Below are 12,136 nucleotides of genomic sequence, written 5' to 3'. Positions count from 1 at the left end.
CCCAATGAGCACTGCCGACGACCGGTTCACGGCCCGCCGGGCGCTGATCGTCATCGGTCTGGTCCTCGCCACTCTGGTCGGGTTGGCCTTGGTCTGGCAGACCCGGCTGGTGCTGGGCTGGCTGGTGGCGGCAGCGTTTCTCGCGGTGGCCCTGAATCCACTGGTGAACCGGGTGCAGCAACGACTGGTCCGGCGGCGGGCGGCGGCCGCGCTGCTGGTGTTCCTGGCTGCCTTGGTGGTGCTCGCTGCGCTCACCGTGGTCCTCGTCGTGCCCCTGGTGAACGAACTGGCCCGGTTCGCCCACCAGGCGCCCGACCTGTTGCGCGAGGTACGGGCAGGGCGGGGCCCCGTCGGCGAACTGCTGGAGCGGTTCCACGTTCGCCGGTACGCCGAGGCGCACGCCGACGAGTTCCGGCGCTTCGGCGGTCAACTCGGCCGCTCGACGCTCGGGCTGGCCCGCGGGGCGGCACAGGGCGTCGCGGGGATGCTGTCCGTGGTGGTGCTGGCGTATCTGATCGTGGTGCAGACCCCGCAGATCACCGCCCGGACGCTGGCCCTGGCCGGCGGTGGCGCCCGGGCGGAACGGCTGCACCGCGTCGGTCGAGAGTCGGCTCGCACCATCACCGGCTACGTGAGCGGAAACCTCTTGATCAGCCTTATTTGCGGCGTGCTGACCTTCGTGGTGCTCGTGCTCACCGGCGTGCCGTACGCCGCCGTGGTCGCGCTGTTGGTCGCCGTCGCCGATCTGATCCCGATGGTGGGTGCGACCCTCGGGGCGATTGTCGCGGGCGGTGCGGGCTTCCTGCACTCCCCGACCGCCGGGGTGATCGTGCTGGTCTTCTTCGTGGTCTACCAGCAGTTCGAGAACCACGTGCTGCAACCGGCCATCATGTCCCACGCGGTGCAGCTGAACCCGTTGACCGTGCTGGTCAGCGTGCTCGCCGCCGCTCAGCTCGGCGGCCTGGTGGGAGCGCTGCTGGCCATACCCGCCGCCGGAATCGTCAAGATCCTGCTGCGGGAGTTCGTTCCGGCGACGCACGCCGGCCCGGATCAACCACCTCACGACCCCGGGCACGGCGACCAGCCGCGCTGAGCTGTTACGCCAAGGGCGGTGCTACGGCGGAGACCGGCAGAAACGGCAAGGAGGAACGGGCAAACGATGACGACGGGCAGGGCGAGCAAGCTTCTGCGACGACCGGAGCAGGCGCGGACGGCGTTCCTGGAGCTGTTCTTCGACCTGGTGTTCGTCCTCGTGTTCTTTCAACTCTCCCGCCAGCTGCTCGAGCAGCTGAGTTGGGCTGGCGCGTTCCAGACGCTGGTGTTGCTGTTCGCCGTGTTGCATCTGTGGGGCGCTACGACGAGGTTGCTGGACGCGTTCGACCCGCGACATCCGCTGGTGCAACTGCTCACCATGCCGATCATGTTCGGCGCCCTCGTGCTGGCGGCTGCGGCGCCGGAGGCGTTCGGCCAGCGGGGCCTGGTCTTCGCCGGTGCGTACCTCACCATCCGGCTTGGTGGCCTCGCCATCGCCATCTACTTTCTGCATGGCCACGAGGCACAGGCCAGCGCGGTGCGGCTGTTCTTCTGGGTCGGCCTGTCCGCGCCGGCATGGATCGCGGGTGCGCTCCTACCCGAAGCGGTGCGTGCGGCGCTGTGGATGACGGCGGCCACCGTGGAGTTCGCAGCGCTCGCACTCGGCTTTCCCACGCCGACGTTGGGCCGCCACGGTCCGCGTCGACTCGAGATCGTGGCATCCGAAGAGCACATCGGCGAGCGTTACCAGCAGTTCTTCATCGTCGCGCTCGGCGAGCCGATCCTGGTGACCGGACTGACCTTCGCAACCGGCGAGTTCGGGCTCGATCGCAGCACTGCCACGCTCCTGGCTTTCGCCACCACGGCGCTTCTGTGGCGCATCTACATTCACCGCGCCGGAGCGCTCCTGGCGGGCGCCATCTCCGCGAGCCGCGACCCTCTCCGCGTTGCTGTCCTGACGTTCTACGCCCATGTGATCATGGTTGCCGCCATCGTCGCCGTCGCCGTCGGCGACGAACTCGTCATCACGCACCCGCTCGGTGACTCCGAGCCGGCCTGGATCGCCGTCATCCTTGGCGGACCCGCCCTGTTCCTCGCCGGACGGGCCCTCTTCGAGTACGCGGTGTTCGGGCGCGTGTCGCTCGCCCGCGTGATCGGCGCACTCGCCCTCGTGGCCCTCACCCCAGTGGTGCGGCCGGTGCCGCCGCTCGCGGTAGCCACCGTCGCCGCCCTCATCCTGGCCTGCGTCGGCGTAGCAGACGAGGTCCGTACTCGAGGGCGCCCATCCGAGCCGCCGTCACCACCCCGCTGAACGATCGCAGGCAGGCGACGGCAGGACATGGAGATTTGTCCAGGGCGGATCGGGTAACCCGCGACATGGCGGCTGAACGGCGCGGTCCGGCTCGCCCCGACGCCGCGCATGCCAAGGCGTTGGTCGCGAAGGCTCGGCGTCGCGGTGGCGAAGCAGGTCGGCTGCGGCTGCGACTGTTGACGATCATTCTCGTCGTCGCAGCGCAGTGTGGGCTGGCCGCGACGTTGTCCTGGGGGCTGGCGCACGATGTCCTGGGTCGCCCCGCGCCAATCTTCGCGCCCAGCGCTGCCGTCGGCACCATCGTCGCGTCGCTCGGGCAGCGCGCCCTCCGCACCGCCGAGATGATGCTGGGCGTCGGGCTGGGCCTGCTCGTCAGTGATCTTCTCATCCGTTCCATCGGGTTCGGGCCCTGGCAGATCGGCGTGGTGGTGATGCTGTCCATCGCGGTGGCCCTGTTGATGACCGGTCGCAGCGGTGCGCTGGTCGCTCAGGCGGGCAGTACCGCCGTGCTGATCGCCACGTTCGCCCACATCGAGCAGGGCCTCGAATGGAAGCGCGTCGTTGACGCCGGAGTGGGCGGTGCCGTCGGGCTGATCGTGGTGGCGTTGCTGCTACCGGTCAACCCGATACGCGTTCTTGAGCAGGCTGTCGCACCGGTCGTCGCTACCCTCCACGCGCAACTGCAAGAGGTTGCACAAGCACTCGCCGAGCGTGATCAGGAACGGGCAATGCGAGCCTTGGACCAGCTCGGTGGGCTGGAACCCGACCTCGGCCGGCTGCACGAGGCCCTTGCCGGCGCCGAGGAGGTAACGATCATCGCGCCGGCCCGTTGGAGGCGCCGGACCGATGTCGAGCACTACCGGCACGGGATTCAGCAACTCGATCGAATGACCCTCGCGTGCCGGGCGCTGACCCGCTGGGCCGCGACCACGCTGCAATACGACGAGCCGGTGCCGGAGGAGCTTCCCGCCGCCGTGGAGCGGCTCGCCGAGGCGGTCCAGCTGCTGGCGCGAGAGGCGCGACACGCTGGGCCGTTCGACCAGACGCGGGCCGCGGTGCTGGACGGCGCCCGCCTGGCAGGCCAGGCGTATCACCGGGGCGCCAAGCCGTTCGCGGATGCCATGGTGATCCAGCTTCGCACGTTGGCGAGTGACCTGCTTCGGGCGACCGGGTATGAGCCGGCGACGGCCAACCAGATGGTGCGCGAGGCGGCCACTGCCTAGGAGCGGCCCGCCCGGGGCAGGGGGTTGAGCGTCGGCCTACGGGCGACGGCCATTCAGGTCCGGGAGCGGGCGTTGGCAGATGTCGTGGGCCTCGTCGGCCGCGAGGCCGAGCATCCGCAGCACGTCCTCGGTCACCTGGTCGCTGGCTGCGGCGTCGTCGCGTTCCGGGTGGTCGTGCAGCAGTTGGCCGAGGCACAGCGCGGCTCCGGCCACGATCACCATCGCCAGTTCCGGGTCGCGGATGCGGAACCGGCCGGCGCGCACTCCGTCCTCGATGTCGCGTCGGGCGCGCGGCGCGAGCCCCTTGCCTGAGGTGGCCAGCGCCAGGCCGTTGTTGAGCAGGACCTTGCTCAGTTCGGGACTCCGCCGATGGAGACGTCCGGTCAGCCGGAAGCTCTGCGCGAAGACGTGAGCCGGGTCGTCCAAGCCGACGGTCAGTTCGTCGAGCAGGGTGCCATAGCGGTCGAGTGCATCTTCCACCGCGGCCTGGAAGAGCTGCTCCCTGCTGTCGAAGTGGTTGTAGAACGAGCCCATCCCCACATCAGCGGCCTGGGTGAGTTCCAGGATCGGGACGTTGAGCTTGCCGGCGGCGATGAAGGCCTGGGCCGCGCGCACGAGCGCGCAACGGGTACGTGCTTTGCGCCGTTCCAGGCGGTTCGGAGCGTGCCTGGTCTGCTGCGCCATCGCTGTCCTCTCCGAGGTTCGATCCGCGCTCAGCTTACCCGGCGGCCCTCAGAGGTGACGGAATCGTCACCCGCCCTTGACTGACGCTGAACTCGTAAGTGACGATTTCGTCAACACTGCGAAAGGAGGGCGACATGATCAATCGGCACGATCCCCATACGGGTCTGCACAGCGAGCAGGGCGCGTTGCGGGGCGAGCACCCGGGTCGGGCCCGGAACCCGATCGTCAAGGTGCACGACCTGGCCTGGCTGGAGTTCCAGAAGCCTGATCTGGAGCGCGCCGAGATCTTCGCCCGGGCCTTCGGCTTCACGACGTCGCTGCGCACCCCAGACGAGCTGCATCTGCGCGGCACGGACCCGGGTTCGCCCTGCGTGCTCATCCGCCGGGGCCCGCGGTCGCGGTTCATCGGCCCCGCCTTCAGGGCCGCCGACTCGCAGGACGTGCTGCGCCTCGCGGAGGCGACCGGGCGACCGATGACCCCCCTCCCCGAGAGCCTGGGCGGGGTCACGGTGGATCTGGTCGACCCGAGCGGGGCCCGCGTCCGCGTGGTCGCGGACACGCACGAGCTGCCTGCGCTGTCCGCGCAGTCGCCGTTGCCCTTCAACGTCGGGCACGACGTGGCGCGGGTGAACGTCACCCAGCGGCCGCCGCGGGAGCCGGCCACGGTACAGCGACTCGGTCACGTCGTGCTGCAGACGACCAAGTACCTCGAGACGCTCAACTGGTACCTGGAGCACCTGGGTCTGATCGTCAGCGACTTCCTGTATCACCAGGGCCAGCGTGAGCGCGGTCCGGTCATGAGCTTCATCCGCTGTGACCGCGGCAGCACGCCCACCGACCATCACACGCTCGCGATGACCCTCGGCCCGGCCAACCGGTACGTGCACTCCGCCTTCCAGGTCCCCGACCTGGACGCGCTGGCCGCCGGCGGGGAGTACCTGCGCGAATGGGGCTACCAGCGGTCCTGGGGAATCGGGCGGCACATCCAGGGCAGCCAGATCTTCGACTACTGGCGCGACCCGGACGGCTTCCTTGTCGAGCACTTCACCGACGGCGACCTGTTCGACTGCACGCTGGAACCGGGTTGGGCGCCAATGGCCGCCTCCGGGCTCGCCCAGTGGGGTCCGCCCGCCACCAAGGATTTTCTCGGCATGCGACCCGGCCGGGAATCGCTTCGCGAGCTGCGCGCGGTCATCGGCGCGCTGCGCGAGGACAACGAATTCGACCTCCACCGCCTGCGCGGCCTGATGAAAGCGTTCACCTCATGAGCACCTCCGTCCTGCGCACCGCCGACGCCTGGTGGGTGCTCACCCCCACCGGCGCCGCCAAGGTGCAGACCAGCGCCACCACCACTGCCGAACTGCTGGCGGACCGGCCGGCGATCGCCGCGGCCGCGACGAGCAGCGACACCGTTCCGGTGGACGACCTCGCGCTGGTCTCCCCGGTGACCGCACCCTGCCGCGTCGTCGCCCAGATGACGAACTTCGCCTCGCACGTCAAGGACACCAACGGCAACCCCGAATCCGTCCCCCTGACGTTCTTCCGCAAGACCTCGGGCTCGATCAGCGGGCCGTTCGCCGACGTCGTCCGGCCCGCCCACGTGCGGCTGCTGGACTACGAGGTGGAGATCGGGCTGGTCTTCGGTCGGGAGATGCCGGTCGGCACTTCGGTCACCGAGGACAACCTCGCCGACTACGTCGCAGGCCTGGTCGTCACCAACGACGTCTCGGCACGCGACGTCCAGCTTCCCCAGACCCAGTTCTACGAGGCCAAGTCCTACCCGACCTTCACCCCGGTCGGCCCCGCGCTGGTGCTGCTCGACGCCGACGAACTCAAGCGGTTCACCGACCTCCGGCTGAAGCTGTGGGTCAACGGCGAACTGCGGCAGGACATGCCCGCCACGGACATGATCTACACGCCGGTGCAGGCGGTGCAGGCGCTGACCCGCTTCCAGCGGATCGACGCTGGCGATCTGCTGCTGACCGGCACGCCGGTCGGGACCGCCCTGAGCGCGCCGCCGAAGCCGGTCATGTTCCTCGTCTCGCTGCTGCCCCCCGCGGTGAAGTGGAAGATGTTCTTCAAGGGCCAGGTTCGGAACCCCAGGTACCTCCAGGACGGCGACGTCGTCGAGGCCGCCGTCGCGACCGACGACGCCGCGATCGACCTGGGCCGGCAGCGCACGGTCGTGAGGTACGCCGGATGACCGAGGACCTGCTGTGGCCGGACTACGCCACGCCCGACGGCCTGGCCGCGATCGAGGCTGTGCCGCTCGAGGCGCGGGGCCTGCCCGAGTCGACGTACGCGCTGCTCTCGCGGGCGGCGACGTGCTGGCCGGACCGTACGGCGCTCACCGTCCTGCCCGACGCCACCCGCTGGCGGGGGCCGCTGCGCCGTACCTTCGCCGAGCTCTTGGCGGAGGTTCACCGGGTCGCGAACCTGTTCCACGACCTCGGCGTGCGGCGGGGTGACGCGGTCGCCCTGATGTCGCCCAACTGCGCCGATCTGATCACCGCGACGCTGGCCGCGCAGCTCGCCGGGATCGCGGCGCCGATGGGCAGCGGCCTGTCGCGGCAGCACCTCGCCGAACTCCTCCGGCGCTCCGGCGCCCGCGTGCTGGTCACGGCCGGGCCGGAGCTGGCGCCGGCCACCTGGGACACCGCGCAGGCGCTCGCCCGGGACGGTCTGCTCGACGCGATCCTCGTGCTGCGGCCCACCGGCGCCGCCGGCGCGCGCGAGCCGCTTCCCGCCATCCACGGGGTGCGCATCGGCTACCTCGGCGAGCTTGCCGCGGCCCAGGATCCCGCCGCCTTCGGCGGTGACCTGCCTCGGTCCGCCGACCTGGCCGCGATGTTCCACACCGGCGGGACCACCGGCGCCCCGAAGCTGGCCGCGCACACGCACGGCAACGAGGTCGCCGACGCGTGGATGCTGGCCGCCAGCTCCCTGTTCGATCAGGAGAGCGTGGTCTTCGCCGCCCTTCCGCTCTTCCACGTGAACGCACTCGTGGTCACCCTGCTCACGCCCCTGTTCAAGGGGCAGAGCGCGGTGTGGGCCGGTCCGCTCGGCTATCGCGATCCCGCGCTGTACGGCTCATTCTGGAAGATCGTGGAGCACTATCGAATCGTCGCCATGAGCGCCGTGCCCACGGTGTACGCAGCGCTGGCGCAGATCCCGGTCGACGCTGACATCAGCAGCCTGCAGGTTCCGTTGGTGGGGGCCTCACCGCTGCCCGCCGCGGTCCGGGACAGCTTTCACGCCCGCACCGGGATCACCCTGACCGAGGGCTACGGGCTGACCGAGGCGACGTGCGCGAGCGCGCGCACCTTCCCCGACGTGTCACGGCCCGGCTCGGTCGGCCAGCGCCTGCCCTACCAGTCGGTGCGGGTGGTCGCCGCGGACGGGACGTGGGACGAGCTACCCGCCGGCGAGACGGGCATTCTGGCGATCAGCGGCCCGACCGTCTTCCCCGGCTACGTCACCGACCGCGACGAGAACGGCCCGGTCCTGGACGGCCTGGGCAAGCTGGTCGACGGCTGGCTGGACACCGGCGACCTCGCACGCGTCGACGAGGACGGGTTCGTCTACCTTTCCGGCCGGGCCAAGGACCTGATCATCCGCGGCGGGCACAACATCGACCCCGCCACCGTCGAGGACGCGCTGCTGGCCCACCCGCAGGTGACCGCGGCCAGCGCGGTCGGACGCCCTGACGTCCACGCTGGCGAGGTACCCGTCGCCTACGTCACCCTCGGGTCCGGCGCCACGGTCACGGAGGAGGAACTGTGCGCCTGGGCGCGCGAGCGGGTGCCTGACCGCGCCGCCGCGCCCAGGACCGTCACGGTCCTCGACGAGCTGCCCGTCACCGCCGTCGGCAAGCTCTACAAGCTCGGGCTGCGGGCGGACGCCGCCCACAGGGAACTCCGCGCGGCACTCGAAGGGGCCGCCGGCGTGCACGACATCGAGGCCACGATCGAGGGCAGCTCCATCGTGGCCACCGTCAAGATTTCTCCCTCCGCCGAGGATGCCGTCAAGGCGATTTTGGGCCGTTATGCCGTCGAATGGCGATTGGTGGTTATGTCATGACCCTCGCTGCTTCCATCCTCGCGGTACTGCTCGCGTTGGCCTTCCTCGCCCTGGGCACGGCCAAGATCCGGGCCGTGCAACCGATGCGGGAGCTGGCCGCGGAGGCGGGTTTCTCCGTGGCGGCCTACCGGCGCATCGGCCTCCTCGAGGTCGCTGCGGCGGTCGGCCTGCTCATCGGCCTGCTCGCGCCGCTTCTCGGTGCTGCCGCCGGTGCCGGGCTGCTGCTTCTGCTCACCGGGGCCCTCGTGGTGCACTTGCGCAAGGGAGACGGCCCGCAGAAGTACGCACCGGCCCTCGTCTGCGGGCTCCTCGCCGCCGCCTACCTCGTTCTTCAGTTGCTGACGCGATGAGAGCGGTTCCGGTGGTGATCGTCGGCGCGGGCCCCGCCGGGCTCACGGCCGCGACGTTGCTCGCCCAGTACGGCGTCGAGTGCCTGATCCTCGAGCGCTGGGAGTCGATCTATCCCCAGCCCCGCGCCGTCGCCCTCGACGACGAGGTGCACCGCATCCTGGCGCGGCTCGGGCTGCGGGACGAGTTCGCGGCGATCTCCCGGCCGCACCTGGGACTGCGCCTCCTGGACCGAGACATGCGGGTGTTGGCCGAGTTCCGGCGCGACGTCGCGGAGGGCCGGCACGGCTACCCGCAGGGGAGCCTGTTCGACCAGCCGGAACTCGAGGCGATCCTCCGCCGGAATCTGGCCCGGTACCCCACCGCCACCCTCCGCGGCAACGCCGAGGTCACGGCGCTGGCTCAGGACGCGGACGGGGTGCGGGTCGAGTTCACCGACAACGCCAGCGGCGAGCACGAGTCCGTCCGCGCGGCGTACGTCCTGGGTTGCGACGGCGCCAACAGTCTGACCAGGGCCTCCATCTGCGCGACCATGCAGGATCTGGGGTTCACCCAACGCTGGCTCGTCATCGACGTGGTCACCGAGGCCGACCTCGACCAGTGGGAGGGCGTGCACCAGTTCTCCGACCCGGCCCGCGCCGGCACGTACATGCGAGTCGGGAAGACCCGCTACCGCTGGGAGTTCCAGCTGTTGCACGGCGAGACCGCCGACGACTACCGCGACATGGCCCGGCTGCATCCGTTGATTTCGCGGTGGACCGGGAACATCCCCCTCGCGGAGCTGGAAGTCATCCGCGCCGCCGAGTACACCTTCCGCGCACAGCTCGCCGACCGCTGGCGCGACCGCCGGGTATTCCTGCTCGGCGACGCCGCCCACCTCACTCCACCGTTCATCGGCCAGGGCATGTGTGCCGGACTGCGCGACGCGATGAACCTCGCCTGGAAACTCGCCGGCGTGCTCGACGGGACCCTGCCCGAAGCCCTGCTCGACACCTACGAAATCGAACGCAGACATCACGCCCGCGCGATGATCAAGCTGGCGAAGTTCATTGGCACCGCGATGACAGCCGGTGGCGAGGTGGGGAACATCATCCGTCGGGCGGTGGCGCCGCGGCTGCACCTCGTACCCGGCCTAACGGACCTGGCCACTGACAGCCAGACGCCCCCGCTGCAACGGTCCGACCTGGTGATCCGGCCACGCCTGCGCCGCACCCTCGCCGGGCGGCTGTGCCCGAACGCGATCCTCGACGGCGACCGCCGATTCGACGACGTGGCCAGCGGCCGATTCGCGATCGTCACGTCCCACGAACCGTCCGCCACCGAACGAGCCGACATCGAACGGCGTGGAGCAGCGCTCATCACCGCGGAGCCCGGCAGTCAGCTACACCAATGGCTGAGGACAGGTGGGGCCCGGGTGGCCGTCGTCCGCCCCGACGGCACTGTCCTCAGCGCCGGTCGGCAACTGCCCACCTGTGACTGACTCACATCGCCCTGTCCGCCGCTTGCATTGACACCGGACGGCCCAGCCGGAGGCCCCTCCCCCGCCGCCCGAAACGGACCGTGGAGGAGGAGTCGGCGCCGGACGGTTTCTGGTCGGCCCGGACAGCAAGCCGCCCGGGCCTCGGTCGTAGTCGTGCGGCTGGCTGCGTGATCAGCGGTAGGCGAGGCGGGCCTGCTGCGGGACGGAGCCGAACTTGCCGGAGTGGAAGTCTTGGAATGCGAGCACCCCCGGCGCAACGGCCACGCCGACTTCCTCCGCGAGGCCGTCGACGGCGTCGTCGGCGTCCGAACACGGGAGATCGCGCCCGCTGTCGGAAGCCCGACCTCGCCGCGCGGGTCCTTGACCGGTAGGTCCGGCGCCGGAATTCTCGACCCATGGCGTCGCCCACCACCGACCGGCCGGAGCTGTTGGCGCACGCGGAACGGCGGCGCGCGTCGCTGACCGAGCTGTACCGGCGGCTGCACGGCCATCCGGAGCTGGGGTTGTGGTTGCCGCGTACCCAGGCGGCCGTGCTCGACGCCCTGCGTCCCCTGCCGCTGCAGGTGCGCACCGGCACCACCTCCAGCGCCGTGGTCGCCCGGCTGGCCGGCCGGGGCGACGCCCCGCCGGTGCTGCTGCGCGCCGACATGGACGCGCTGCCGCTGACCGAGCGGACCGGCCTGCCGTACGCCTCGACGGTGGCCGGCGCCATGCACGCCTGCGGGCACGACGCGCACGTCGCCATGCTGGTGGAGGCCACCCACCTGATCGCGGAGGCCGATCCCGGCCCGCCCGGTGACGTGATCCTCATGTTCCAGCCCGGCGAGGAGGGCCACGACGGCTGCCGCACCGTGCTCGCCGACGGGCTGCTCGACGGCGACTTCGCGCCTGCCCGCGCGTACGCCCTGCACCAGTTCCCGGGGCTGCCCGCGGGGACGGTGAGCACCCGGCCCGGCGCGCTGCTGGCCGGCGCGGACGCGCTGACCCTCACCGTGCACGGCGCGGGCGGCCACGTGGCCCTGCCGCACCTCGGCGCCGATCCGGTGCCGGTGCTCTGCGCGATCGTGCTGGCCGTGCAGCAGATGGTGACCCGCCGGTTCGACGTCTTCGACCCGGTGGTGGTCACGATCAACCGGCTGGACGCCGGCGTCTCCGGCGCGGGCGTCATCCCCGACACCGCGACGGCCGAGGGCACCGTGCGAACATTCAGCGACGCCGCCCGGTCCCGGGTGGCCGAGGCGCTCGCCCAGGTCGCCGCGGGCGTTGCCGCCGCACACGGCTGCACCGCCGAGGTGAGCATGCACCCCGGCTACCCGCCGACCGTCAACGACGCGTTCGAGGCGCGCTGGGCGCTGGCCACGGTCGCCGGGGCGCTCGGCCCCGACCGGGTGAGCGAGCTGCCCACCCCGTTCCCGGCCAGCGAGGACTTCGCGTACCTGCTGCACCGCACGCCCGGCGCGATGCTGATCCTGGGCACCCGGCCCGGGGCCGGGCCGGTCGCGCCGGTGCACTCACCGCAGATGCGCCTCGACGAGTCGGCGCTGACCGCTGGGGTCGCCGCGCTCGCCGCGCTCGCCCTCACCCCGCGCTGACCGCCGCGGGGGTCATTCCGTACCGCAAGCCCGCCGACGGCACCGCACTGCCGGCTGGGAAGGACGGCCTCAACCGCGAACACCGCACCGACCGCGCCAGGGTCGAGCAACGCCGCGCCAGGATGGAGAACGGAAAGATCCTGCGCGACTACCGCGGCGCCACCCACACATTGGCCGATGCTGCTTCAGGTATCGCCAACCTGCACAACATCACCCTCGCCGCGCTCAATGACGCGCGGTTGGCGGCAGGAGGATGCTCGACGAGTACCGTGCGAGTGTGATCCCGGCTTGCCCTGAATGCGGTGCAGCAGGCGTGCCTCTGCTGTTCGGTCTTCCCGTTCCTGAAGCTGTCGACGCCGCCGAGAGTGGGGACTTGGCACTCGGC

General features: G+C 71.0%; 11 protein-coding genes. 10 read left to right on the top strand and 1 reads right to left on the bottom strand.

Going from position 1 to position 12,136, the window contains the following annotated elements:
* Positions 1-4 precede the first annotated feature (4 nt).
* From GCE86_RS09690 to GCE86_RS09680, 3 genes are all read left to right on the top strand, one after another.
* Positions 5-1,093 carry an AI-2E family transporter gene (locus tag GCE86_RS09690; RefSeq protein WP_154226632.1) on the top strand — a complete coding sequence of 363 codons (1,089 nt, stop codon included), beginning with the start codon at positions 5-7 and terminating at the stop codon, positions 1,091-1,093.
* A 66-nt stretch (positions 1,094-1,159) separates the two neighbouring features.
* A complete protein-coding gene (locus GCE86_RS09685) occupies positions 1,160-2,344 on the top strand; it encodes a low temperature requirement protein A (protein ID WP_154226631.1) in 1,185 nt (394 codons plus the stop codon).
* Between the two features lie 65 nt (positions 2,345-2,409).
* Complete coding sequence (locus tag GCE86_RS09680; RefSeq protein WP_239542657.1) at positions 2,410-3,567, top strand: FUSC family protein; 1,158 nt, start codon at positions 2,410-2,412, stop codon at positions 3,565-3,567.
* Positions 3,568-3,603: 36 nt separating this feature from the next.
* Here the strand turns inward: GCE86_RS09680 and GCE86_RS09675 are convergent, their stop codons facing one another.
* On the bottom strand, positions 3,604-4,251 hold the full coding sequence (locus tag GCE86_RS09675) for a TetR/AcrR family transcriptional regulator (protein WP_154226630.1): 648 nt from the start codon (positions 4,249-4,251) through the stop codon (positions 3,604-3,606).
* A gap of 230 nt (positions 4,252-4,481) precedes the next feature.
* On the opposite strand from GCE86_RS09675, the gene GCE86_RS09670 reads away from it, so the two are divergent.
* The 7 genes from GCE86_RS09670 to GCE86_RS31830 all read left to right on the top strand — a co-directional run bounded on the left by GCE86_RS09670 (position 4,482) and on the right by GCE86_RS31830 (position 12,032).
* On the top strand, positions 4,482-5,519 hold the full coding sequence (locus GCE86_RS09670) for a VOC family protein (protein WP_244317248.1): 1,038 nt from the start codon (positions 4,482-4,484) through the stop codon (positions 5,517-5,519).
* A complete protein-coding gene (locus tag GCE86_RS09665) occupies positions 5,516-6,454 on the top strand; it encodes a fumarylacetoacetate hydrolase family protein (RefSeq protein WP_154226628.1) in 939 nt (312 codons plus the stop codon). The genes GCE86_RS09670 and GCE86_RS09665 overlap by 4 nt, the downstream gene beginning before the upstream one ends.
* Complete coding sequence (locus GCE86_RS09660; protein WP_154226627.1) at positions 6,451-8,331, top strand: acyl-CoA synthetase; 1,881 nt, start codon at positions 6,451-6,453, stop codon at positions 8,329-8,331. Before GCE86_RS09665 ends, GCE86_RS09660 begins: the two co-directional genes overlap by 4 nt.
* Positions 8,328-8,681 carry a DoxX family protein gene (locus GCE86_RS09655; RefSeq protein WP_154226626.1) on the top strand — a complete coding sequence of 118 codons (354 nt, stop codon included), beginning with the start codon at positions 8,328-8,330 and terminating at the stop codon, positions 8,679-8,681. The genes GCE86_RS09660 and GCE86_RS09655 overlap by 4 nt, the downstream gene beginning before the upstream one ends.
* Positions 8,678-10,159: a bifunctional 3-(3-hydroxy-phenyl)propionate/3-hydroxycinnamic acid hydroxylase MhpA gene (gene mhpA / locus GCE86_RS09650; RefSeq protein ID WP_154226625.1), complete on the top strand. Its 1,482-nt coding sequence runs from the start codon at positions 8,678-8,680 to the stop codon at positions 10,157-10,159. Before GCE86_RS09655 ends, mhpA begins: the two co-directional genes overlap by 4 nt.
* Before the next feature lie 395 nt (positions 10,160-10,554).
* Positions 10,555-11,751 (top strand): M20 metallopeptidase family protein, encoded by a 1,197-nt coding sequence (locus GCE86_RS09645; protein ID WP_154226624.1) that lies wholly within the window; start codon positions 10,555-10,557, stop codon positions 11,749-11,751.
* Positions 11,752-11,873: 122 nt separating this feature from the next.
* Complete coding sequence (locus GCE86_RS31830) at positions 11,874-12,032, top strand: hypothetical protein (protein ID WP_204342161.1); 159 nt, start codon at positions 11,874-11,876, stop codon at positions 12,030-12,032.
* Positions 12,033-12,136: the final 104 nt, after the last annotated feature.

It is taken from the genome of Micromonospora terminaliae (genome assembly GCF_009671205.1).
Lineage (GTDB): Bacteria > Actinomycetota > Actinomycetes > Mycobacteriales > Micromonosporaceae > Micromonospora > Micromonospora terminaliae.
This window is presented reverse-complemented; position numbering and strand designations above follow the sequence as displayed.